General features: G+C 67.8%; 18 protein-coding genes. 1 reads left to right on the forward strand and 17 read right to left on the reverse strand.

Annotated features, from left to right (window positions below; translation table 11 throughout):
* Nucleotides 1–39: 39 nt before the first annotated feature.
* The 8 genes from H6927_02620 to H6927_02655 form a co-directional block, all read right to left on the reverse strand.
* On the reverse strand, nt 40–678 hold the full coding sequence (locus H6927_02620; GenBank protein ID MCP5216991.1) for a MaoC family dehydratase N-terminal domain-containing protein: 639 nt from the start codon (nt 676–678) through the stop codon (nt 40–42).
* Nucleotides 675–2,318 (reverse strand): acyl--CoA ligase, encoded by a 1,644-nt coding sequence (locus tag H6927_02625; protein MCP5216992.1) that lies wholly within the window; start codon nt 2,316–2,318, stop codon nt 675–677. Before H6927_02625 ends, H6927_02620 begins: the two co-directional genes overlap by 4 nt.
* Nucleotides 2,319–2,554: 236 nt before the next feature.
* On the reverse strand, nt 2,555–3,529 hold the full coding sequence (locus tag H6927_02630; GenBank protein MCP5216993.1) for a tripartite tricarboxylate transporter substrate binding protein: 975 nt from the start codon (nt 3,527–3,529) through the stop codon (nt 2,555–2,557).
* A gap of 46 nt (nt 3,530–3,575) precedes the next feature.
* On the reverse strand, nt 3,576–5,789 hold the full coding sequence (locus H6927_02635; protein ID MCP5216994.1) for an acyl-CoA dehydrogenase family protein: 2,214 nt from the start codon (nt 5,787–5,789) through the stop codon (nt 3,576–3,578).
* Nucleotides 5,786–6,577 (reverse strand): enoyl-CoA hydratase/isomerase family protein, encoded by a 792-nt coding sequence (locus H6927_02640; protein MCP5216995.1) that lies wholly within the window; start codon nt 6,575–6,577, stop codon nt 5,786–5,788. Before H6927_02640 ends, H6927_02635 begins: the two co-directional genes overlap by 4 nt.
* 12 nt (nt 6,578–6,589) lie before the next feature.
* Nucleotides 6,590–8,713, reverse strand: a complete 2,124-nt coding sequence (locus H6927_02645; GenBank protein ID MCP5216996.1) for an acetate--CoA ligase family protein — start codon at nt 8,711–8,713, stop codon at nt 6,590–6,592.
* A gap of 5 nt (nt 8,714–8,718) precedes the next feature.
* Nucleotides 8,719–10,293: an acetyl-CoA acetyltransferase gene (locus H6927_02650; GenBank protein ID MCP5216997.1), complete on the reverse strand. Its 1,575-nt coding sequence runs from the start codon at nt 10,291–10,293 to the stop codon at nt 8,719–8,721.
* 8 nt (nt 10,294–10,301) lie between these two features.
* Nucleotides 10,302–11,426: a nitronate monooxygenase gene (locus H6927_02655; GenBank protein MCP5216998.1), complete on the reverse strand. Its 1,125-nt coding sequence runs from the start codon at nt 11,424–11,426 to the stop codon at nt 10,302–10,304.
* Between the two features lie 285 nt (nt 11,427–11,711).
* On the opposite strand from H6927_02655, the gene H6927_02660 reads away from it, so the two are divergent.
* Nucleotides 11,712–14,627, forward strand: a complete 2,916-nt coding sequence (locus H6927_02660; protein ID MCP5216999.1) for a Tn3-like element IS1071 family transposase — start codon at nt 11,712–11,714, stop codon at nt 14,625–14,627.
* A gap of 365 nt (nt 14,628–14,992) precedes the next feature.
* Here the strand turns inward: H6927_02660 and H6927_02665 are convergent, their stop codons facing one another.
* From H6927_02665 to H6927_02705, 9 genes are all read right to left on the reverse strand, one after another.
* Nucleotides 14,993–15,451 (reverse strand): MaoC family dehydratase, encoded by a 459-nt coding sequence (locus tag H6927_02665; protein MCP5217000.1) that lies wholly within the window; start codon nt 15,449–15,451, stop codon nt 14,993–14,995.
* Nucleotides 15,452–15,489: 38 nt separating this feature from the next.
* Complete coding sequence (locus H6927_02670; protein ID MCP5217001.1) at nt 15,490–16,791, reverse strand: CoA transferase; 1,302 nt, start codon at nt 16,789–16,791, stop codon at nt 15,490–15,492.
* Between the two features lie 32 nt (nt 16,792–16,823).
* Nucleotides 16,824–17,978, reverse strand: a complete 1,155-nt coding sequence (locus H6927_02675) for an MFS transporter (protein ID MCP5217002.1) — start codon at nt 17,976–17,978, stop codon at nt 16,824–16,826.
* 23 nt (nt 17,979–18,001) lie between these two features.
* Complete coding sequence (locus H6927_02680; protein ID MCP5217003.1) at nt 18,002–18,430, reverse strand: acyl dehydratase; 429 nt, start codon at nt 18,428–18,430, stop codon at nt 18,002–18,004.
* A 10-nt stretch (nt 18,431–18,440) separates the two neighbouring features.
* Nucleotides 18,441–19,079 (reverse strand): MaoC family dehydratase N-terminal domain-containing protein, encoded by a 639-nt coding sequence (locus tag H6927_02685; GenBank protein MCP5217004.1) that lies wholly within the window; start codon nt 19,077–19,079, stop codon nt 18,441–18,443.
* Nucleotides 19,076–20,719, reverse strand: a complete 1,644-nt coding sequence (locus H6927_02690) for an acyl--CoA ligase (protein MCP5217005.1) — start codon at nt 20,717–20,719, stop codon at nt 19,076–19,078. Before H6927_02690 ends, H6927_02685 begins: the two co-directional genes overlap by 4 nt.
* A 236-nt stretch (nt 20,720–20,955) precedes the next feature.
* Nucleotides 20,956–21,930, reverse strand: coding sequence for a tripartite tricarboxylate transporter substrate binding protein (locus H6927_02695; protein MCP5217006.1), 975 nt, complete (start codon nt 21,928–21,930; stop codon nt 20,956–20,958).
* A 46-nt stretch (nt 21,931–21,976) separates the two neighbouring features.
* Nucleotides 21,977–24,190 (reverse strand): acyl-CoA dehydrogenase family protein, encoded by a 2,214-nt coding sequence (locus H6927_02700; GenBank protein MCP5217007.1) that lies wholly within the window; start codon nt 24,188–24,190, stop codon nt 21,977–21,979.
* Nucleotides 24,187–24,978 carry an enoyl-CoA hydratase/isomerase family protein gene (locus H6927_02705; protein ID MCP5217008.1) on the reverse strand — a complete coding sequence of 264 codons (792 nt, stop codon included), beginning with the start codon at nt 24,976–24,978 and terminating at the stop codon, nt 24,187–24,189. Before H6927_02705 ends, H6927_02700 begins: the two co-directional genes overlap by 4 nt.

The following is a 24,978-nucleotide window of genomic DNA, read 5'->3' on the forward strand; positions in this document are numbered from 1 at the left end:
GTCACGTCGTCGAAGCGGCGCTGGGTCATGGTGTTCCTGTCATGCCGGACTCGACCCGGCATCGTGTGCGCTCGCGGGCCCACGACCCCGGGTCGAGCCCCGGGTGACAGGCTCGGCGCGCAGCACGTTGTAGCGGAAGAACGTCGTGCGCAGCAGCGCGACCCGCTCGCGGCGCTGGTTGATCACCTCGGTTTGCCAAGAGATGAAGGCGCCCTGTCCCACCCGCGTCTCTTTCGGTTTGCACGACAGCAGCAATGCGCCGCGCCTGCACAGCCGGTCGCCGACGACCACCGGCAGCAGGTAGTCCGCTTCCGCGTCGACGCCGAAGAAATGCGTGGTGGGCGGCTCCAGGCCGAAGCGCACGCCGCCGATGTGGCTGCGCGTGGGTTGCGCGTCCCGCGCCGCGTCGTCGAAGAGCGGCGAATCGCCGGGGTTCCACAGCAGGGGCATCGCGAAGCTCGCGATGGCGGTGCTCGGCACGACGATGTCCGCGTAGCCGTGCGCGCGCGCGAAGGCCGCGTCGGAATGCAGCTTCGAGTCGAGCTCGAGCGGCTCGATGTAGCGGCGCACCATGCTCGCTTCGATCGTCTCGCCCCACACCTCGGTGCGCCCCTCGCCGAAGTCGCGGCCGACGGCATCGACCATCGGCTGCCACGCGTGCGTCCAGTCGCCTTTCACTGCAGCAGCGCCTCCAGCTCGGAGCGCACGATCTTGCCGGTGGTGCTGCGCGGCATGTCTTCGTTGCGGATGAAGCGCACCTCGCGCGGCAGCTTGTAGTTCGCGATGCGGCCGCGGCACAGCGCGACGACTTCTTCCGCCGAGAGCGTTTCGTCGCGCACGGCGACGAATGCGACGGGCACTTCGCCCCACTTCGCGTCGCGCTTGCGCACCACGGCGGCGTCGGCGATGCGCGGGGACGCGAGCAGCAGCTGTTCGATCTCGGCAGGGTAGATGTTCTCGCCGCCGGACTTGATCAGGTATTTGCGTCGGTCGACGAACTGCAGCGTGCCATCGGGCTGGCGCGTGAACACGTCGCCCGTGTGGAACCATCCCCCAGCGAAGGCTTCGGCTGTCGCCTCAGGCATGCCCCAGTAGCCGGAAAAGAGCGTGGGGCTGCGCAGCAGCAGCTCGCCGGGCTCGCCCGGTGCGACATCCTGGCCCGCCTCGTCCACCAGTCGCACGCGGCACAGCGAACTCTGGTTCTTGGCGAGGTTCTCCGGGGCGACACCCACGGGAACACGCCCGCCGCTGCCCGGCGCGGGGCCGGCTTCGGTCGATCCGAAGGTGTTGCGAAACGGTGCGTTGAACAGCCGCGTGACGTCGACGATCTGCTGGCGCGGCACGAGGTCCGCCATGCAGCCCACCGAATCCGCCGGGTGCGGACGCGTGCCTCGGCGCGCGTATTCGTCCAGCACCTTGTCGATCATGCCGGGCATCAGCACGAACCAGCCGACGTTGTCCTCGCGCTCGCCAAGGTCGCAAAGCACGCCCACGTCGAGGCCGTCCATCACGATCACCTTGCCGCCGCCGATGAGGGTGACGAGCATGCTGTCGGCGGAGGCCATGTGGAACATCGGCGGCCAGGCGATGAAGGTCGCGCCCCGCCGCACGCCACGGTCCATGGTGTTGACCGCGCCGCGTGCAACGAGCGCGCGGTGGCTCACGAGCGCAGCCTTGGGTTTGCCGGTCGTGCCGCTGGTGTACAGGATGTAGAGGCCGTCCTCCGGCTCCACGACGTCGCCGTTCCCGCAGGGTGGGGTCGAAGCGAAGCGCACCCCACCGATGTCGCTTTCGAGCTCCTCGCCGATCATCGTGACCGCAACTTCGCCGAACAGCTTCACATGCTGCTCGTACCGTGGCGACACCAGCGCGATCCTCGGCGTGACGAGCGTGATGCAATGCGCGAGCTCCTCCGCCGTCTGCCGCCAGTTCATGCACGCGACGATCGCGCCGACCTTCGCGGCCGCCAGCAGGGTCAGCACGAACTCGCGCCGGTTCTCCGAGAGGATCGCCACGCGGTCGCCTCGCGCAACGCCTTGTACGCGCAGCCACGCGGACATGCGCGCGACCTGCTCGCCGAGCTGCGCATACGTCCAGTCCCCCTGTGGCGACTGGACCGCCACGGCCTGCGGCTTGAGCGCGACCTGGTCTTCGAACACATGCCGTTGGCGGCCGGCATCGGCTCGACCGCGACGGGCTGCCCCAGTGCAGCGGTCAGGCCCGTGCCGATCATGCGCGCGATCATGTCCGATGCGCCGCCGGCGGCGTTCGTCACGATGATGCGGATGGGGCGGCTCGGATAGCGGTCCTGCGCCCATGCGCCAGGAACGGCAGCCGCCGCGAAGGCGGCCAGGGCGTTGCGTCGATTCATCTGCATCGTCATTCCCCGAACTTGACGGTTGTCGTTTCCATGATGGTCTTGAGAAAGGTACGCACGTTCATAGGAGGCTTTCGTTACGTGTTTCCAGTGCCGCCGCGGATCCGGCTTTGCCGGTCCGCTGGGGGCGACCCCTTGAGGGGGTAGCGCCGCAGGCGCTTCGGGGGTGGGTCGACCTCACTCGAACTTGATCGGCACGGTTTCCATGATCTTCTTGATGTCGTTCGACTCGCGCGTGGTGATGCGGGTCACTTCATCGGGCCCGGCCACTGCAAGCGGCACGGAGAACGCGACGAACTTCTCGGCCATGCCCGGTGCCGACAGGCCCTTGCGCACGGTCTCGGTCAGCTTGGCGGCCACGTCGGCCGGCGTGCCGGGCGGCGCCCACAGCGCGAAGTTGATGTCCTGCACATAGCCCGGCACGAATTTGTTGAGCGGCACCGCGCCAGGCACCGCGGGGCTGGGCTGCGCGCTCGTCACGCCGATCACCTTGAGCTTGCCCTGCTTGATGAACTCCATCATCTGCACCGACGGCACCATGTAGATGACCTTGGTGTCGCCGGCCAGCACCGACTGCAGCGCGGGGCCGTAGCCGCGGAAAGGCACGGTCACGAGATTGAGCTTGGCCTGCTGCGCGAGCAGCGCCATCGCCACCTCCGGCGTAGGGCCGGCGACGGCGATGTCCACGCCCTTGGCCTGCTGCTTCGCCCACGTGACGAAGCCCGGGAAGTCGTTGGCGGGAACGCTCTGGTGCACGACCAGAACACCTGGCGTCATTGCGAGGTTGGCGATCGGCGTGAGGCCCTTGACCGGGTCGAAGCTCGCGTCCTTGGTCACCATCGGCGCCAGCACGACGGTGCCGATGGTCGTCACCAGCAGCGTATGGCCGTCAGGGGGTGCCTGCTTCACGGCCATGGTGCCGATGGAGCCGAAAGCGCCGGTCTTGTTTTCCACCACCACCGGCTGGCCGAGCAGCTCGCTCATCGACGTGGCAAGCGTGCGCGCGATCACGTCACCCGTGCCGCCGGGCGCGTACGTGATGACGATCTTGATCGGCTTCGTGGGGAAGCCTTGCGCGTGGGCGAGAGGCGCGAGGGGCGCGAGCGCCAGCAGCGATGCCGCCAGCAAGAGGGAACGTCGGAAGCCTTGCATGAGAGAGTCTCCAGGATGAGGATCTAGTTGGAATGAAACAGCCGGATCAACGAGGCAGGTCCAGCCCTCGCAGCGCGATCAGGGTGCGCTGGATCTCGTTGGTGCCGCCACCGATCGTGTAAAGCAGCGCATCGCGCACGCCGTACTCGAACACGCTGTCGCACAGCGCGCCTTGCGCGCCCTCGGCGAGCGTGGCGCCGGGGCCGAGCAGGTCGAACGCCGTCTCGGACAGGCGCTCCATCAGCTCGCTCGCGTACACCTTCAGCATGGCGGCCTGCCACAGCGGCACCTCGCCCTGCTCCACCACCTGCGCGGTGCGCACGGCGAGCAGGCGCGACGCCTCGATCTCCGCGCCCAGCCCGCCGATGCGGTCGAGCACCAGCGGGTCGCTGCGCAGCGAAGCGTCGGCCTTCACGTGCGCGAGCAGCTTGTCGAAGTAACCCCGCGCACGTGCGCCGATCGCGCCCACCGTCTCGCGCTCGAAGGCGAGTGCATCGGTGATGAGCTTCCAGCCGCCGTTCTCCGGCCCGACGAGCGCGTCGGCGGGCAGCTTCACGTCATCGAAGAACACCACGTTCGCGCGGTGGCCGTTGAGGCCGCTCATGGGCTGGATCGTGATGCCGGGCGTGTCCAGCGGCACAAGGAAGACGCTGATGCCGCCGTGCCGCTGGTTGGCCGGGTCGGTGCGCGCGGCCAGCCACACGTATTGCGAGAACCCGGCGGTCGACGTGAATATCTTCTGACCGTTCACCACCCAGCCGCCGTCCTCGGTGCGCTTCGCGGATGTTCTGATGCCCGCGAGGTCGGAGCCGTGGTCCGGCTCGCTGTAGCCGAGGGCGATCGAGATGTCGCCGCGCGCGATGCCGGGCAGGAAGAACGCCTTCTGCGCGTCGCTGCCGTGGATGACGAGCGTCGGGCCGATCATGTTGGCCGAGGTGTTGTGGAAGGTGACGGGCGCCTCCGCGTAGGCCATCTCCTCCTCGAAGGCGAGATGTTCGAAGGCCGTGCGTCCCTGTCCGCCGTAGGCCTTGGGCCAGTTGACGCCGAGCCAGCCCTTGGCGCCCACCTTGCGGCTGAAGTCCTGACGCGCCTTGCGGTGATTCACCGGGAGCGCATACGTTTCGGGCGGATAGGCATGGTCCCAGTTGTGCGCCAGCCACTCGCGCACCTCGGCGCGGAAGGCATCGGCCGCCGGCGTGAGCGCCATGTCGGGGACGGCGCCGCGTTCGAGCAGCAGGGCCGCGACGTCGCGCCGGGCCTGCTGCACGCCACCGAGCCGCGTGAGGTCGCCGTGGATGCGGCGGAAGTGGCGCGGCAGCTCGTGCTCGTCCCAGAACGAAATGCCGCCGAAGCCGTGATGCAGTTCGCGCACCACGTCGCGCAGCAGCTGGCCCGCATTCGCGGCCGCGACGGCGGCGCTGTAGGCGCGCTCGTGCTGCGATGCACGGCCCGCCGCGACGAGCGCGAGCCGGCAGATCTCCACGCTGGTGAAGCAGTTCGCGAGCTTGTGCTGGATGGCCTGGTAGCTGCCGATCTTGTGGCCGAACTGCGAGCGCACCTTGGCGTAGTCGGTCAGCAGCTCCAGGCCATAGCCCGCCGAACCCGTGGCGCGTGCTGCAAGCAGCAGGCGCATCAGGGGCGTGAGCGTGCCGACGTCGAACGACGTGGTGACGCGCTGGAACGTGTCCACCCGCGTGAAGCGCAGCTGCGACAGGGGCGGCACGTTCAGGCCGGGCGTGGCATCGATCGCGAGCCCCGCGGCCTCGCGCGGCACGATCGCGATTTCGCCTTTGCCGGTCGCGACGAGAAAGTGCGTGGCGATGGCGCCGTGCTCGACGAAGGAGACGGTGCCATCGAGTGTGGCCCCATCCGTCACCCTGCCGCCGTGCGGATCGGCCGCCCACGCGACGATGGCCTCGCCCGACTGCACGCTTGCCAGCAGTTGCGCGGCCGCCTCGCCCTGCGCCTGGGCGAGCACCGCGTTCGCGAGCACCGCATCCGCCAGCGGCAGCGGGCAGGCCGCACGGCCGAGTTCCTGCATCAGCACGATGGACGCGGCAAGTCCCATCTCGTCCTGCGACGGCGCGAGCGCAGTCCAGCCCTGCAGCGCGGCCTTGCGCCACATGTCCTTCAGCGCGGCCGCGTCCTTCGCAGCGGCGACGGCGCGCGATGCGGGCCAGGCGTCCTGCAGCAGGCCGCGCGCCGAATCGCGCACGAGGACGAGGTCCTCGCTCTCCACCAGGGGAAGGGCCTCGCTCATGTGTTGGTCCAGTTCGGCTTGCGCTTCTCGGCGAAGGCGCGCGGGCCTTCGACGTAGTCGTTGCTGGTGCGCAGGCGCTTGGCCGCCGGGAACTCGCGCGCGTCCACCAGCTTGCGCTCGAAGTCCTCACCCAGCATGGTCTTGCGCGCGACTTCCTTGGTGGCGCGCAGCGCGAGCGGCGAGCACTCCAGCATCTGCGCGGCCCACTTGCGCGCCTCTTCCATCGCGCCGCCTGCCGGCGCCACCGCGGTGACGAAGCCGAGTTCGTAGCCCTCTTTCGCCGGCACGCGGCGCCCCGTGAGCAGGATGCCCATGGCGCGCGGCAGGCCGATGGCGCGCGGCAGGTACTGCACGCCCCCCGCGAGTGCCGACAGGCCCACGCGCGGCTCGGACAAGGCGAAGAACGCGTTCTCCGCCGCGATGACGAGGTCGCACGCCAGCGCGAGCTCGAAGCCACCGCCCATGGCGATGCCGTTCACCGCGGCGATGACGGGCTTGTCCAGGTCGAATCGCGTGGTCAGGCCGGCGAAGCCGCCCTTGGAAATCTGCCGCACGCCGCGCTTGGCGTGCATCTTCAGGTCGTTGCCGGTGCTGAACGCGCGGTCGCCCGCGCCGGTGATGATGCCGACCCACTGCTCGGGGTCCTCTGCGAACTCGTCCCACACCTGGTCGAGTTCGAGGTCCGCCTCGTAGTGCGTGGAGTTCATCACGTCGGGACGGTTGATCGTGACGATGGTGAGGTGTCCGTCTTTCTCGACGGTGCAGAACTCGCGTTGCGTGATGGCCATGGTGTGTCTCTTTCAGTGGTTGTAGGTGGCGAGGGCATCGAGTGCCTCGATGCGCGCGCCGTCGGCGAGCAGCGGGTTGACTTCCAGCGTGTCCAGCGTGGCGCCGAGCGCGAGCGCGGCGTCGCCGATGCGCGCCACGGCGTCGGCGAGCTTCGCGACATCGACCGGCGGCGCGCCGCGAAAGCCTTGCAGCAGCTTCGCGCCGCGCAGCTCGGACACCATCTGTTCCACGTCGGCTGGCGTCACGGGCAGGAGGCGCAGGCTCACGTCCTGCAGCGCCTCGATCCACACGCCGCCCAGTCCGAGCGCGATGACGGGGCCCCACTGGGCGTCGACGCGCACGCCCGTGAAGAGCTCGATGCCGCCCTTGCGCATGGGCGAAACGATCACGCCGTCGAGCCGTGCCTTCGGCATCGCGGAGGCGGCCGCGTCCATGATCCTGCGGAACGCCGCTTCGACCGCGTCGTCGCCCTGCAGGTTGAGCACGACGCCGCCGACCTCGGTCTTGTGCGCGATGTCCGGCGAGGCGATCTTGAGGACGACCGGGCCGTTCATGTCGCGCGCCGCGGCGACGGCCTGCTTCGCGTCGGTGGCGAGCACCTGGGGAACCACGGGGACGCCGAAGCGCTTGAGGTAGTCCACCGTTTCGCGCTCGGATTGCGGCAAGTCGGCGCCTGCCGTCGACGCCGCACCCGGCAAGGCGCGTGCCGCGCGCTCGCCCCCTGCACTGCGGGACATCCGGGACCAGTCCGCGGCGTAGCGCAACGCGCGCAACGCGATGTCCAGCCCGCAGGCGAGGTACGGAATCTGCGCCTTCTCCACTTCTTCGCGGCTCTTGTCCGACACCGCCTTCACCGCGTTGCTCACCACGAGGTAGCGCGCGCGTCCGTCCGGCTTGAACTGCCCGATGGCCTGCAGCGTTCCCACCGCAAGCGGCGCCCAGTCGTTGTTGTTCGCCGTGGGCACGTCGGCCACGCAGACCAGCACGGAGACGGCCGGATCGCGCTGCATCGCATCCATGCAGCGGGTGAAGAGCGCCCAATCGTTGACGACTGCGCCCGTCAGGTCCAGCGGGTTGGCGGGTGTGGCCATCGGCGGAAGGATCTCGCGCAGCGCCGAGAGCGTTTCATTCGACAAGGCGGGCAGGCGCAGTGTTTCCAGCTGCGCATAGTCCGCGGCCAGCTCGCCCATGCCGCCCGAGGACGACAGCACCGCGACCCCGCCTTCGGCCAGCACGCCGGTTTTCTCGAGCAGCGCCGCGGTGAACACGAGCTCCTCGATGCTGCGCACGCGCACCAGCCCGAGCTGGCGGCACACGCCGTCGAACACGCTGTCGTCGCCCACGAGCGAGCCCGTGTGCGACTGCGCAGCCTGCGTCGCGATGTCGGAGCGGCCCACCTTGAGCACCACGATCGGCTTGGCCTTCGCGAGCGCGCGCTCGGCGGCGGCGCGGAACAGGCGCGTGTCACGCACCGTCTCCGCGAACACCGCGATCACCTTCGTGCTCTCGTCGTCCACGAGGTAGTCCACGCATTCGGCCAGGCCCAGCATTGCCTCGTTGCCGGTGGCGGCGACCACGTTCATGCCTACGCCGTGCTGGTGCGCGAAGTGCTTCATCACGGTGGCGACCGCGCCGCTTTGCGACACGATGCTGATGCCGCCCTTCAGGGGTGGCGTGCGCATGGCGCCCGTCCAGCACACCGCGCCGGTCGTGAAGTTGATGAAGCCCAGGCAGTTGGGCCCCAGCAGCGTGATGCCGAGTTCACGCGCCGTGGCGACCATGCGCTCCTGCATCGTGCGGCCTTCGCTGCCGGTTTCCGCGAAGCCGCCGGCGAGCACCACGGCGTGGCGGATGCCCGCGGCGCCCAGGTCGCGCAGTGCGTCCTCCATCGCGGGGTTGGGCACCATGAGCAGCGCGACGTCGACGCTCTCGCCGATGTCGACTGCCGTCTTGAACGACTGCTGCCCATGCACGACGCCGCCGCTGCGGTTGACGAGATGGACCTTCCCCTCGAAGCCCAGCAGCTTCAGGTTGTCGAAGGCCATCTTCGACCACGTGGAGCGGTCGGTCGCGCCCACGAGCGCGACGGACCGCGGGTTGAAGAGGCGTGCGAGGCCTGTGTCCGGTGCCGCCATCGCGTTTATCCGAAGCGCGGCGTGAACACGTTGCGGCCGTCCACCTGCGTCACGGTGCCGGGCAGCCCGATGCCTTCGACCTGCTCCAGCTTCGCGAGCGTTGCCGCATCGGCGGGCGTGTTCGCGACGAAGCGCTCGCCCGTAGCAGCCAGGCGCCCGAGCAGCACGCCGCTTTCGGGACCGTTCTTGCCGTGCAGCACGGCATAGGTCTCGATGGTCGCGTCACCCTGCGGTGCCTCGGTGAAGCGCACCTTGGTCTGCGCGTCGATCTCGCGCTGGATGGCGTCGGAATCCGCGCGCATGAAGGGCTTGTTCGGCCGCTCGGTGGAAAACAGACCGACCGCCGCCTTGGTGACGAGGCCGACGTTGGCCATGACGAGGCCATAGGCGCCGGGCTTCGCACGCACGCGCTGCACCATCTCGGCGATGGCGTGCGTCACGTAGTTGTTGCCCGGTCCGCCGAAGTACGGCAGGCCGCCCGTGACGGTGAGGCCGCGCTTGTCGTCGGGCGAGATGCCCAGCTCCTTGCAGGCGATCTGCACTACCGACGGGAAGCAGCTGTAGATGTCGAACACATCCACGTCGGCGATGGTCTTGCCCGCCTGCGCCAGAGCGGCGCGCGAGGTCAGGCGCATCGCGGGCGACTGGTCGAGGCGCTCGCGGTCGCTCACGAACCACGTGTTGTGCGCATGCGCTTCGCCGTGCAGGTACACGCGCTTGTCCTGCGGGATGCCGAGCTCGTCGGCACGCGCTTCGGACACCACGATGAACGCGGCCGACTGGTCGACGAAGACGCTGGCCGTCATGAGCTTGGTGTACGGGAAGCCCACGAAGGGGTTCTCCGCGTTCACCTCGGCGATCTGCTCGGCGCTGTACCCCTTGCGGCGCGTGGCGAGCGGGTTGTCCCTGGCCACGGCGGCGAAGCGTGCAAAGAGCTTGGCGCTGGCTTCGCGGTACTGGTCGACCGTCTGCCCCGCGGCGTGGCGCAGGGCCTGCCCGATGAGCGCGTACATTGCGATGGCCGAGCGCATGCCGTGCTTCTCTTCGGCCTTGGTGTACATGTCCTCAGGGCGTGTGGACCGGAACGATCTCACGCCCGTGAGCTGGTTGGGCGTGGTGGGGGCGTCCTCGCCCCACTGCAGCTGCAGACCAGCGCGCTTGGCCGCGAGCTCGGTGCGCAGCGCCTCGCCGCCCACGACCAGCGCCGCCTGCGACTCTCCCTGCGCGATGCGTTCGCACGCGCGCGCGAGCATCACCAGCGAATCGCCGCCTTGCGGGGGACACACGAGGTCCGTGGCGTTCGCCGCGCCCACGCGCTGCGCGATGGACCACGGCGCATTCGCGAGCTTGCCGAAGGGCGATGCGAAACGCGGCAGCGTGTCGGCAAACAGGCGGATCACCGTGACGGAGTCCAGCCCGCGCAGCAGTGCGGCGCCCTGGTCCTGCGCGCCACTGTCCGCCGCGGCGAGCTTGACCGCGTCGTGCATCAGCTGCAGCGGCGAACGGCCCTCTTCGGGCTTCGAAGTGGTGTCGGTGACCTGGCCGGTGCCGACGATGACGGGGATGCGTGTCTTGTCCATCTGTGCTTTCAGAGGTTGATCAAGGGAGAGATGCGCTCGGCGGTGTCGATGTACTCCTGCATCAGGTCCTGCATGACCTGGCGCACGGAGGTCTCTTCCTTCATGTTCCCGACGACCTGCCCGGCGGGGAACGAGCACAGGTCGTCGCGATGCGCCTTCTCGATGCGGATGCGCGCGCTGTGGTACAGGATGTTCTGCAGCGGCGGCTTCAGGTGCCTGGGCGCACCGGGCTGTTCCCACGCTTCCGAGGCCTTGCTGCGGATCATGCGACCGGTCTTCCCCGTCATCCACTTGCGCTGCACGGCGTCTTCGGACTTCGCCTTGAAAAGCACCTCTTTTTCCATGGGCGTGAGCTCGCTCTCGCGCGTGCCCAGCCAGATCGTTCCGGTCCACACGCCCTGCGCGCCGAGCGCAAAGGCTGCCGCGATCTGCCTGCCGCGGCTGATGCCGCCGGCGGCGAGCACCGCGATGTCGGGGCCGGCGACATCGACCACCTGCGGCACGAGCACCATGGTGGCGATCTGCCCCGTGTGGCCGCCGGCTTCGGTGCCCTGCGCGACGATGATGTCCACGCCCACCGCGCGCTGCGCCTTCGCGTGCTCGGCCTTTCCGGACAGCGAGCCGACGAGGATGCCGCGGCCGTGCAGCTCGTCGACCAGTTCCTTCGGCGGCGCACCCAGGGCGCTGACCACCAGCTTGACCTGCGGGTGGCGCAGCGCCACGTCGATCAGCCTGCGCGCGCCCAGCGGCGTGGTGTTGCGCCCGCGCCCGATCAGCTCGCGGCGCGCTTCGGCCGCGTCGTCGGCGGACAGCGGGGGCACGCCTTCCGCATCCAGCAGCTTGTCGACGAACTGCCTCTGCTCGGCGGGGATGAGGTCGATCACCTCCTCGGTCGATGCTTCGGCCTCGCGGTCGTAGACGACGGGAATGAGCACGTCCACGCCGTAGGGCCGGCCGCCCACGTGCTCGTCGATCCACTTGAGTTCGCGCTCGAGCTGTTCGGGCGAGTGCGTGACCGCGCCCAGCACGCCGAAGCCGCCGGCCTTGGTGACCTCGACCACGACGTCGCGGCAATGGGAAAAAGCAAAGATGGGCGCCTCGATGCCGAGGCGCTCGCAGATGGGGGTGCGCATGGGTGTCTCCTGATTCGACGACGCGGAATGAACGATGTTGTTTGTATACGAACTATATCTACTCAAATAAAATATGGCAAGCCCCATGCGACCCCTCTACACTGCGCCCATGCCCGCACTCTCGATCAAAGACCTTCGCCGGGGTCTCCTCGTTTTCAGTGCAATAAGTGACGGTACGCAAAGCTAGCACTGGCGCGGGGGTGGTCTGGGTAGACCGTTGATTTCATTGACTTTCCTGTTCGCTTTGTAAACGGGTATGGTGGCCTCCCACTTTTGAGGTTCACGATGCAGGGTTGGCACACAACGTTTTTGGGGATGCGTGGGCTCCCCCGCGATATCAGCGACTTCGAGATGAAGGCATTTTTCACCTTCGATGGTGCCGAGCGCGACGCAATCAATGCACGCCGAGGTGATTCCCACAAGCTTGGTCTGGCGCTCCATATTGGTTTCCTGCGCATGAGTGGGCGTTTGCTCGGTGCCTTTCGGGTAATTCCAGTAGCCTTGTGGCGCCACCTTGGCAACGAGCTTGGCATTGCAGCACCAGAAGTCGCCTCGCTGAGAGCCATGTATGAACGCGGGCGCACGCTATTCGATCACCAACAAGTAGCCTGCACGGTCCTTGGATTCCAGTGGATGAGCGAGCACCAGCGCCGCTCACTGGTACGTGAACTGCGCGACGAAGTGGCGCGCTGCGCCGACCGCGATCAGCTACTCGTGCGGGCGCGTCAATGGCTGTACAAGAACAAGCTGGTGATCGTGCACGAGCGGGCAATTCGGACACTGATTGCGGCGGCACTTGCCCAGCTTGAAGTTGAAACAGGCACCGCCATCGCCGCCAGCGTTGATCCAGCAACACTTGATCGCTGGCGAGCCTCAGTTTCAGAGCTGCGCCCAGATGGACAAACCCAGCAGAGTTGGCTATGGGCTGCACCGGCGAAACACTCAACCCGCCAAATCAGCGAGGTACTGGAGCGCATCGACCTGCTTTACACGCTGGACGTTCATAAGCACCTGGCAGACATCCCCGATCTCATCTTGCGCCGCTACGCGCGCCGACTTGTCTCCAGGCCGCCCTCAGCCGGAGCCAAGATCAAAGAGCCAGCGCGCACCGTGGAGGTCGCATGCTTTCTTCGGTATTGCCTGTTCACCACCACAGACCAGTTGATCCTTATGGTGCAGCGCCGGATCGCCGATCTGTGGCGTCAGGCTGCCGCCGATGTCCCCGCTACCGTCAATTGGGCCGCAATGTACAAAACGCTGCTCGGCGAACTTGTTGCCTTGAGCGCGCAAGGTGCGGTGCCAGATGCTGAGTTGCGTGCCCGTCTTGAAGCCTTGATCACCGAAACCCAGAAACGCAAACCACCGAGCAGGGCCTCCCTGGTCCGCGAGGGATTGATTGATGGAATTCGCCCCGTGCGGTCGTTGCTCGTCGCCATTGCAAAGCTGCCCTGGCAGGCCACCGGCGAGCATCCTGCCATCGAGTACCTTGCCAAGCTGCAAGCTTTATATCTCAAAGGATCCAGAAAGCTGCCAGTTGAAGTGGTGGCACCAAGTCTGGGAATGATCTGGCAGGTTTCGATCTCCAGCCCAGACCGGGAACGGGCGTTTCAGGCGTTGGAGGTGGCCACCCTGTTTGCCCTGCGCCGCGCGGTGCGCAATGGCTCGGTCTGGATTGAGCACAGCCTGAGCTTTCGGGGTCGTGCGCGCTTGTTCTTCACGGACGAGCGTTGGCAGGCAGAGTCCAAGAAACACTATGCCCGTCTATCGTTACCCAGCAAGGCTGCCACTTTCTTGAAGCCTTTGCTGGCCAGAGTAACTGCCGGTGTCGATGCGGTGGCCGCTGCAGCCCGCAGTGGCGTACTGCGCGTGGATGATGAACTCCATTTGTCGCCATTGCCCGCAGAGGACGAAGACCCAGAAGTGACCAAGCTGCGCGCGGCTTTGGATCACCGCATCGGTGAGGTTCAATTGCCGGAAGTGATTCTGGCCGTTGACGCCCAGGTGCGCTTTAGCTGGATCATGCTCGGACGTGAGCCGCGCTCTACCGACGAGCTGCTGATGGTCTATGCCGGCATCATGGCCCACGGCACCAGTCTGACTGCGGTCGAATGCGCGCGCATGATTCCGCAATTGTCTGCCACCAGCATTCGCCAGGCCATGCGCTGGGCGCGGGACGAACGGCGTCTGAGCCAGGCCTGCCAGGCTGTGCTGGAATTCATGCAGCGACACCCGATTGCCGCCACCTGGGGGCGGTCCGATTTGGCATCTTCTGACATGATGAGCATGGAGACCACCAAACGGGTGTGGCAAGCCCGGCTTGATCCTCGGCGCAACACACCTTCCATTGGAATCTACTCCCATGTAAAAGACCGGTGGGGCATCTTCCATGCGCAGCCCTTTGTGCTCAATGAGCGCCAGGCGGGCGTGGCCATTGAAGGTGTCATCCGCCAAGAAAAGCTGGAGACCAGCCAGCTTGCTGTGGATACCCATGGCTACACCGACTTTGCCATGTCACATGCCCGTTTGCTTGGTTTTGATCTTTGCCCGCGGTTGAAGGAACTCAAACAGCGCCACCTCTTTGTGCCACGCGGCACCAAAGTGCCCGCAGAAATCGCTGCGGTGTGCGAAGCCAATGTCGACGTCGCTTTGATCGAAAAGCATTGGGATAGTCTGGTGCACCTGGCAGCCTCGGTCATGAGCGGACATGCCAGTGCGGTGGCAGCTCTTGCGCGGTTCGGTTCTGCCGCCCAGGGCGATCCAATCTATGAGGCTGGCGTGCAATTGGGGCGGTTGCTGCGTACGGCGTTTTTGGCTGACTACTTTGTCAAGGACGCTTTCAGGAACGAGTTGCGCCGGGTGCTCAATCGGGGCGAGGCTGTTAACGCCCTCAAGCGCGCCATTTATACCGGCCGGATCAGCCCGGCGCAGGCCAAACGTGTCGATGAAATGCAGGCTGTGGCCGATGCGTTGAGCCTGATGGCCAACATCGTGATGGCGTGGAATACCTCACAGATGCAGGCGGTCCTGGATCGCTGGTCGAACCGCCGCCAGGTCATTCCACCGGAACTGATCGGGAAGATTGCGCCCACCAGGCTGGAGAGCATCAACTTGCGGGGTGTGTTTCGCTTCCCGGTTGACCGCTATGCTGACCAAATCCTGCCTTCGCGGCCAAATGCATCGATAACTGGCACCAATGGATGAAACCGACCACGGTTTGACGCCACGAATCGCAGATTTGAAAGTGAACAGGAAAGTCAATGAAATCAACGATCTACCAACACCACCTCCGCGCCAGTGCTAGCTTTTCGTACCGTCACTTATTGCACTGAAAACGAGGAGACCCCTGCCCGGGCGCAGCGCGGATCCAGGGCGCGAGACATCGACCGCGGCCTCGGCGCTCTCTAGGGACGGCAAGATCGTCGACAGGTCCGGCGGAGATTCGCTACGAGTGAACAGGCGCTTCCTGACCACCATTGCACTGCTGCATGCCCACGCCCTTGGTGATGGAGCAACGCCCGCGTCTTTGGCAGGCCCCGCCCGCCGCCGCGGGGCGTTCGCCCTGCTTGCTAGAACATCGCCACCCGGATCCACTGCGCGATCAGCGCGGGCTTGTCCTCGCCGTCGATCTCCACCGTGATGTCGTAGACGAGTTCCGTGCGGCTGCCGTCTTCCTTCGTCTTTGCGCTCGCCAGCACGAAGGCGCCGCGCACGCGGCTGCCCACGCGCACGGGCGCGACGAAGCGCACCTTGTTCAGGCCGTAGTTCATGCCCATGGTGGACTCCTGCACGCGAGGCAGCACCTCGTAGGCCATCGTCGGGATCAGCGACAGCGTGAGGAAGCCATGCGCGATCGTGCTGCCCACCGGCGACTTCGCCGCGCGCTCGGGGTCCACATGCAGCCAGTTGTGGTCGTTGGTGAGCGTGGCGAAGCGGTCGATCATGGCCTGGTCGATCGCGATCCAGCGCGAGTGCACGGGTTCGCCACCGACGCCCGCCACGATGTCCGTGATGGGCGCTTCGGTCAGCGCGTGGGCGAGTTTCCCGATCGAGTCGACGGCGTCGTTCATGCAAGGGCCTCCTGTTTGCGTTGCGTTGCGCCCTGCGCGCCGAAGACGCCGGCGGCGGCGAGTTCAGCCAGGCGTGCGTCGTCCATGCCGAGCAGGTCGCGCAGCACCTCGTGCGTGTGCGCGCCGAGCGCGGGCGCCGCGACGGGGTCGACCACCGGCGTGTCCGACAGGCGCGCGGGCGGCGTGAGATTGGGCACCCACCCTGCCACGGGGTGCGGGATGCGCGTGACGAGCCCGCGCGCGGCGGCCTCGGGCGAGTGCAGCGCCTGCGCGAGCGTGCGCACTTCGCCGCTCGGGATGGCGAGCTCGCGGAACTTCGCGCGCCAGTGCGCCCAGGGCTGCTTCGCGAATGCGTCGATCAGGATGGCGAAGAGCGCGTCGCGGTTCGCCATGCGGCCGGCGCGCCCTTCGAAGCGCGGGTCGGTCGCGAGCTGCGGCATGCCGATGGCCACGGTGAGCCGCTGGAAGATCTTGTCGTTGCCGCTGTTCACGTAGAACGCGACGTCCGACGCGCGGAACACGCCGGAGGGCGACGTGTCGGGGCTGGTGTTGCCGTTGCGCTTCGGCTCCATGCCGGCGAACAGGTACTGCATGGGCGCGTAGGCCGTCATGGCGATGGCGCTGTCGAAGAGCGCCACCTCGCAATACTGGCCCGCGCCCGTGTGGTGCCGCGCCATCAGCGCCGCCAGCACGGTGTTGCACACCATGAGCGAGGTGCCCATGTCCATCACCGGGGACAGCGCGCGCACGCCTTCGCGGTCGGCGTAGCCGTTCATCGAGATGAAGCCGCTTTCGGCCTGCACGATCGGGTCGAACCCCGGCCGGTCGGCGAACTCGCCGTCGCGGCTGTACGCGGGCACCGAGCAGTACACGAGCCGCGGGTTGATCGCGCGGCAGGTCTCCCAGTCGAGCCCGAAGCGCTGCATCACGCCGGTGGAGAAGTTCTCCACGAGCACGTCGCTCTTTGCGACCAGTTCCTTCACCACGTCCAGGGCGCGCGGGTTCTTGAGGTCCAGCGCGATGCTGCGCTTGTTGCGGTTGGCGAAGAAGAACGACGACCCCTGTGCGGGCATCTGCGCATCCACGGGCGGGTAGTGGCGGAAGTCGTCGCCCTTGCCGGGCGTTTCGATCTTGAGCACGTCCGCGCCGAAGTCGGCCAGCATCATCGTGGCGTAGGGGCCGGCGATGAAATGGCTGAAGTCGAGCACGCGGATGCCGCCGAGGGCCGTGGGAGCACCGGGCTTGCGCGCAGGCGCCGTGGGGAATTCGTTCGCAAAGTCTTGCAGGCGTGGGTACATGGTCGTGTGGTTCGAGGTCTTGGTTTGCTGGTTCAGGCCGCCAGGGCATGCATGCGGGCAAGGCGCGTTGCCAGCGCGCTCCCGGCCATGGCCACGAGCATGGCGGCCAGCGCGGCCCAGTGCAGCGCGTCCCAGCGGCCAAGTGCGATCAGCGCCGCGCCGATGGCGCTGCCGGCAGCCTGGCCGCCGTAGATCGCGGAGGTGTTGAGTGCGATGGATGCGGACGCGAGCTGCGGCGCGATGCCCGCGAGCCGCGCCTGCTGCGCCGAGTTGGACGCGTAGTAGCCGAGCGCCCACGGCGCGATGATGACCGCGACCAGCGCGAAGCCTGTCGCGAGCGGCCATGCTGCCAGCGTGACCGCGCTCAGGGCCAGCGATGTCATGACGGCTGCTGCCGGCCCCGTGCGGTCGACCGTGCGCGACATGAGCGCGTTGCCGGCCAGGCCCACCATGCCGAACCACATGAGCACCAGGCTCAGTTCCCCCGTCGAAAAGCCCACCTGCCCCTTGAGATAGGGCGCGATGTAGGACCACAGGATGAACTGCCCCGTGCCGAACGTGAGCGTGACGGCCAGCGTGCTCATGAGCGCCGGTGAGCGCAGCGTGCGGCTCCAGGCGGCCGCGGACAGCCGCGTCGCGCGCACGCCGTCGGGCATGGTGCGCCAGATCCAGATGGCATTGATGACGCCCATCGCGCCGATGAAGGCGAAGGTGACACGCCAGCCCCAGGTGCCGCCGATCCAGGCCGCCAGCGGCACGCCCAGCACCGCGGAGCTGGAGAAGCCGAGGAAGATGAACGTGATCGCCCGCGCACGCAGCTCGGGCGGAACGAGCATGGGCACGCTGGACGCGGCCTGTGGCGTGAAGATCGCGGGCGCGATCATGGCCATCACGCGCACCGCCATCAGCGAGTCGATGCCCGGCACGGCCGCGGCCACGATGTGCAGCAGGCCGAACCACAGCGCCGCGAACGAGAGCAGGCGCCTGCGGTCCCAGCCCGCGACCACCGCCGCGCACAGCGGCGCGCCCACGGCGACCATGAGCGACGACGCGGTGATGAGCCCACCCGCGCGCGCGACGCTCACGCCGAGCGAGCTGCTGATCTCCGGCAGTGTCGCGGCCAGCCCGCTGACGCCGCAGCCGATCGCGAAGTTGCCGAAGAGCAGTGCCTTCAGGACGGGCGGCATCCTGTCCGCGTTCGATGGCGTCGTCACGGCAGCGGCAATTCCACGACCACGCGGCCCGGGCCCACGGTCACGCCGCGTTCCGTGCGTGACTGCATCGACAGTTCCACCAGTCCGGCGCCAGCCTCGATCCACTTGCGCTCCACAAGGCCTTCGACGGTGACGGTCTGCCCCGCCGTGTTGAACGCCTTCATCGCGAAGCCCGCGATGCTGCGGATGGTGCCGCCGGGGCCGATGTAGTCTCGCGCGCAGCGTTCCCACATGCCTTGCAGGAAGAAGGTGTTGGCGTACATGTCCGGCGCGCCGCTCGCGCGGGCGAACTCGGCGTTGTGGTGGATGGAATTGAAGTCGCGGTTCGCGCCGGCCGCCATCACGAGGCGCAGCACCGACAGCGGATAGTGCACCGGCGCGAGCGGTTCGCCTGCCGTCACGTCGTCGAAGCGGCGCTGGGTCATGGTGTTCCTGTCATGCCGGACTCGACCCGGCATCGTGTGCGCTCGCGGGCCCACGACCCCGGGTCGAGCCCGGGGTGACAGGCTCGGCGCGCAGCACGTTGTAGCGGAAGAACGTCGTGCGCAGCAGCGCGACCCGCTCGCGGCGCTGGTTGATCACCTCGGTTTGCCAAGAGATGAAGGCGCCCTGTCCCACCCGCGTCTCTTTCGGTTTGCACGACAGCAGCAATGCGCCGCGCCTGCACAGCCGGTCGCCGACGACCACCGGCAGCAGGTAGTCCGCTTCCGCGTCGACGCCGAAGAAATGCGTGGTGGGCGGCTCCAGGCCGAAGCGCACGCCGCCGATGTGGCTGCGCGTGGGTTGCGCGTCCCGCGCCGCGTCGTCGAAGAGCGGCGAATCGCCGGGGTTCCACAGCAGGGGCATCGCGAAGCTCGCGATGGCGGTGCTCGGCACGACGATGTCCGCGTAGCCGTGCGCGCGCGCGAAGGCCGCGTCGGAATGCAGCTTCGAGTCGAGCTCGAGCGGCTCGATGTAGCGGCGCACCATGCTCGCTTCGATCGTCTCGCCCCACACCTCGGTGCGCCCCTCGCCGAAGTCGCGGCCGACGGCATCGACCATCGGCTGCCACGCGTGCGTCCAGTCGCCTTTCACTGCAGCAGCGCCTCCAGCTCGGAGCGCACGATCTTGCCGGTGGTGCTGCGCGGCATGTCTTCGTTGCGGATGAAGCGCACCTCGCGCGGCAGCTTGTAGTTCGCGATGCGGCCGCGGCACAGCGCGACGACTTCTTCCGCCGAGAGCGTTTCGTCGCGCACGGCGACGAATGCGACGGGCACTTCGCCCCACTTCGCGTCGCGCTTGCGCACCACGGCGGCGTCGGCGATGCGCGGGGACGCGAGCAGCAGCTGTTCGATCTCGGCAGGGTAGATGTTCTCGCCGCCGGACTTGATCAGGTATTTGCGTCGGTCGACGAACTGCAGCGTGCCATCGGGCTGGCGCGTGAACACGTCGCCCGTGTGGAACCATCCCCCAGCGAAGGCTTCGGCTGTCGCCTCAGGCATGCCCCAGTAGCCGGAAAAGAGCGTGGGGCTGCGCAGCAGCAGCTCGCCGGGCTCGCCCGGTGCGACATCCTGGCCCGCCTCGTCCACCAGTCGCACGCGGCACAGCGAACTCTGGTTCTTGGCGAGGTTCTCCGGGGCGACACCCACGGGAACACGCCCGCCGCTGCCCGGCGCGGGGCCGGCTTCGGTCGATCCGAAGGTGTTGCGAAACGGTGCGTTGAACAGCCGCGTGACGTCGACGATCTGCTGGCGCGGCACGAGGTCCGCCATGCAGCCCACCGAATCCGCCGGGTGCGGACGCGTGCCTCGGCGCGCGTATTCGTCCAGCACCTTGTCGATCATGCCGGGCATCAGCACGAACCAGCCGACGTTGTCCTCGCGCTCGCCAAGGTCGCAAAGCACGCCCACGTCGAGGCCGTCCATCACGATCACCTTGCCGCCGCCGATGAGGGTGACGAGCATGCTGTCGGCGGAGGCCATGTGGAACATCGGCGGCCAGGCGATGAAGGTCGCGCCCCGCCGCACGCCACGGTCCATGGTGTTGACCGCGCCGCGTGCAACGAGCGCGCGGTGGCTCACGAGCGCAGCCTTGGGTTTGCCGGTCGTGCCGCTGGTGTACAGGATGTAGAGGCCGTCCTCCGGCTCCACGACGTCGCCGTTCCCGCAGGGTGGGGTCGAAGCGAAGCGCACCCCACCGATGTCGCTTTCGAGCTCCTCGCCGATCATCGTGACCGCAACTTCGCCGAACAGCTTCACATGCTGCTCGTACCGTGGCGACACCAGCGCGATCCTCGGCGTGACGAGCGTGATGCAATGCGCGAGCTCCTCCGCCGTCTGCCGCCAGTTCATGCACGCGACGATCGCGCCGACCTTCGCGGCCGCCAGCAGGGTCAGCACGAACTCGCGCCGGTTCTCCGAGAGGATCGCCACGCGGTCGCCTCGCGCAACGCCTTGTACGCGCAGCCACGCGGACATGCGCGCGACCTGCTCGCCGAGCTGCGCATACGTCCAGTCCCCCTGTGGCGACTGGACCGCCACGGCCTGCGGCTTGAGCGCGACCTGGTCTTCGAACACATGCCGTTGGCGGCCGGCATCGGCTCGACCGCGACGGGCTGCCCCAGTGCAGCGGTCAGGCCCGTGCCGATCATGCGCGCGATCATGTCCGATGCGCCGCCGGCGGCGTTCGTCACGATGATGCGGATGGGGCGGCTCGGATAGCGGTCCTGCGCCCATGCGCCAGGAACGGCAGCCGCCGCGAAGGCGGCCAGGGCGTTGCGTCGATTCATCTGCATCGTCATTCCCCGAACTTGACGGTTGTCGTTTCCATGATGGTCTTGAGAAAGGTACGCACGTTCATAGGAGGCTTTCGTTACGTGTTTCCAGTGCCGCCGCGGATCCGGCTTTGCCGGTCCGCTGGGGGCGACCCCTTGAGGGGGTAGCGCCGCAGGCGCTTCGGGGGTGGGTCGACCTCACTCGAACTTGATCGGCACGGTTTCCATGATCTTCTTGATGTCGTTCGACTCGCGCGTGGTGATGCGGGTCACTTCATCGGGCCCGGCCACTGCAAGCGGCACGGAGAACGCGACGAACTTCTCGGCCATGCCCGGTGCCGACAGGCCCTTGCGCACGGTCTCGGTCAGCTTGGCGGCCACGTCGGCCGGCGTGCCGGGCGGCGCCCACAGCGCGAAGTTGATGTCCTGCACATAGCCCGGCACGAATTTGTTGAGCGGCACCGCGCCAGGCACCGCGGGGCTGGGCTGCGCGCTCGTCACGCCGATCACCTTGAGCTTGCCCTGCTTGATGAACTCCATCATCTGCACCGACGGCACCATGTAGATGACCTTGGTGTCGCCGGCCAGCACCGACTGCAGCGCGGGGCCGTAGCCGCGGAAAGGCACGGTCACGAGATTGAGCTTGGCCTGCTGCGCGAGCAGCGCCATCGCCACCTCCGGCGTAGGGCCGGCGACGGCGATGTCCACGCCCTTGGCCTGCTGCTTCGCCCACGTGACGAAGCCCGGGAAGTCGTTGGCGGGAACGCTCTGGTGCACGACCAGAACACCTGGCGTCATTGCGAGGTTGGCGATCGGCGTGAGGCCCTTGACCGGGTCGAAGCTCGCGTCCTTGGTCACCATCGGCGCCAGCACGACGGTGCCGATGGTCGTCACCAGCAGCGTATGGCCGTCAGGGGGTGCCTGCTTCACGGCCATGGTGCCGATGGAGCCGAAAGCGCCGGTCTTGTTTTCCACCACCACCGGCTGGCCGAGCAGCTCGCTCATCGACGTGGCAAGCGTGCGCGCGATCACGTCACCCGTGCCGCCGGGCGCGTACGTGATGACGATCTTGATCGGCTTCGTGGGGAAGCCTTGCGCGTGGGCGAGAGGCGCGAGGGGCGCGAGCGCCAGCAGCGATGCCGCCAGCAAGAGGGAACGTCGGAAGCCTTGCATGAGAGAGTCTCCAGGATGAGGATCTAGTTGGAATGAAACAGCCGGATCAACGAGGCAGGTCCAGCCCTCGCAGCGCGATCAGGGTGCGCTGGATCTCGTTGGTGCCGCCACCGATCGTGTAAAGCAGCGCATCGCGCACGCCGTACTCGAACACGCTGTCGCACAGCGCGCCTTGCGCGCCCTCGGCGAGCGTGGCGCCGGGGCCGAGCAGGTCGAACGCCGTCTCGGACAGGCGCTCCATCAGCTCGCTCGCGTACACCTTCAGCATGGCGGCCTGCCACAGCGGCACCTCGCCCTGCTCCACCACCTGCGCGGTGCGCACGGCGAGCAGGCGCGACGCCTCGATCTCCGCGCCCAGCCCGCCGATGCGGTCGAGCACCAGCGGGTCGCTGCGCAGCGAAGCGTCGGCCTTCACGTGCGCGAGCAGCTTGTCGAAGTAACCCCGCGCACGTGCGCCGATCGCGCCCACCGTCTCGCGCTCGAAGGCGAGTGCATCGGTGATGAGCTTCCAGCCGCCGTTCTCCGGCCCGACGAGCGCGTCGGCGGGCAGCTTCACGTCATCGAAGAACACCACGTTCGCGCGGTGGCCGTTGAGGCCGCTCATGGGCTGGATCGTGATGCCGGGCGTGTCCAGCGGCACAAGGAAGACGCTGATGCCGCCGTGCCGCTGGTTGGCCGGGTCGGTGCGCGCGGCCAGCCACACGTATTGCGAGAACCCGGCGGTCGACGTGAATATCTTCTGACCGTTCACCACCCAGCCGCCGTCCTCGGTGCGCTTCGCGGATGTTCTGATGCCCGCGAGGTCGGAGCCGTGGTCCGGCTCGCTGTAGCCGAGGGCGATCGAGATGTCGCCGCGCGCGATGCCGGGCAGGAAGAACGCCTTCTGCGCGTCGCTGCCGTGGATGACGAGCGTCGGGCCGATCATGTTGGCCGAGGTGTTGTGGAAGGTGACGGGCGCCTCCGCGTAGGCCATCTCCTCCTCGAAGGCGAGATGTTCGAAGGCCGTGCGTCCCTGTCCGCCGTAGGCCTTGGGCCAGTTGACGCCGAGCCAGCCCTTGGCGCCCACCTTGCGGCTGAAGTCCTGACGCGCCTTGCGGTGATTCACCGGGAGCGCATACGTTTCGGGCGGATAGGCATGGTCCCAGTTGTGCGCCAGCCACTCGCGCACCTCGGCGCGGAAGGCATCGGCCGCCGGCGTGAGCGCCATGTCGGGGACGGCGCCGCGTTCGAGCAGCAGGGCCGCGACGTCGCGCCGGGCCTGCTGCACGCCACCGAGCCGCGTGAGGTCGCCGTGGATGCGGCGGAAGTGGCGCGGCAGCTCGTGCTCGTCCCAGAACGAAATGCCGCCGAAGCCGTGATGCAGTTCGCGCACCACGTCGCGCAGCAGCTGGCCCGCATTCGCGGCCGCGACGGCGGCGCTGTAGGCGCGCTCGTGCTGCGATGCACGGCCCGCCGCGACGAGCGCGAGCCGGCAGATCTCCACGCTGGTGAAGCAGTTCGCGAGCTTGTGCTGGATGGCCTGGTAGCTGCCGATCTTGTGGCCGAACTGCGAGCGCACCTTGGCGTAGTCGGTCAGCAGCTCCAGGCCATAGCCCGCCGAACCCGTGGCGCGTGCTGCAAGCAGCAGGCGCATCAGGGGCGTGAGCGTGCCGACGTCGAACGACGTGGTGACGCGCTGGAACGTGTCCACCCGCGTGAAGCGCAGCTGCGACAGGGGCGGCACGTTCAGGCCGGGCGTGGCATCGATCGCGAGCCCCGCGGCCTCGCGCGGCACGATCGCGATTTCGCCTTTGCCGGTCGCGACGAGAAAGTGCGTGGCGATGGCGCCGTGCTCGACGAAGGAGACGGTGCCATCGAGTGTGGCCCCATCCGTCACCCTGCCGCCGTGCGGATCGGCCGCCCACGCGACGATGGCCTCGCCCGACTGCACGCTTGCCAGCAGTTGCGCGGCCGCCTCGCCCTGCGCCTGGGCGAGCACCGCGTTCGCGAGCACCGCATCCGCCAGCGGCAGCGGGCAGGCCGCACGGCCGAGTTCCTGCATCAGCACGATGGACGCGGCAAGTCCCATCTCGTCCTGCGACGGCGCGAGCGCAGTCCAGCCCTGCAGCGCGGCCTTGCGCCACATGTCCTTCAGCGCGGCCGCGTCCTTCGCAGCGGCGACGGCGCGCGATGCGGGCCAGGCGTCCTGCAGCAGGCCGCGCGCCGAATCGCGCACGAGGACGAGGTCCTCGCTCTCCACCAGGGGAAGGGCCTCGCTCATGTGTTGGTCCAGTTCGGCTTGCGCTTCTCGGCGAAGGCGCGCGGGCCTTCGACGTAGTCGTTGCTGGTGCGCAGGCGCTTGGCCGCCGGGAACTCGCGCGCGTCCACCAGCTTGCGCTCGAAGTCCTCACCCAGCATGGTCTTGCGCGCGACTTCCTTGGTGGCGCGCAGCGCGAGCGGCGAGCACTCCAGCATCTGCGCGGCCCACTTGCGCGCCTCTTCCATCGCGCCGCCTGCCGGCGCCACCGCGGTGACGAAGCCGAGTTCGTAGCCCTCTTTCGCCGGCACGCGGCGCCCCGTGAGCAGGATGCCCATGGCGCGCGGCAGGCCGATGGCGCGCGGCAGGTACTGCACGCCCCCCGCGAGTGCCGACAGGCCCACGCGCGGCTCGGACAAGGCGAAGAACGCGTTCTCCGCCGCGATGACGAGGTCGCACGCCAGCGCGAGCTCGAAGCCACCGCCCATGGCGATGCCGTTCACCGCGGCGATGACGGGCTTGTCCAGGTCGAATCGCGTGGTCAGGCCGGCGAAGCCGCCCTTGGAAATCTGCCGCACGCCGCGCTTGGCGTGCATCTTCAGGTCGTTGCCGGTGCTGAACGCGCGGTCGCCCGCGCCGGTGATGATGCCGACCCACTGCTCGGGGTCCTCTGCGAACTCGTCCCACACCTGGTCGAGTTCGAGGTCCGCCTCGTAGTGCGTGGAGTTCATCACGTCGGGACGGTTGATCGTGACGATGGTGAGGTGTCCGTCTTTCTCGACGGTGCAGAACTCGCGTTGCGTGATGGCCAT

The sequence above is a fragment of the Burkholderiaceae bacterium genome, from assembly GCA_024235995.1.
In the GTDB taxonomy this organism is placed as follows: Bacteria; Pseudomonadota; Gammaproteobacteria; order Burkholderiales; family Burkholderiaceae_C; genus Ottowia.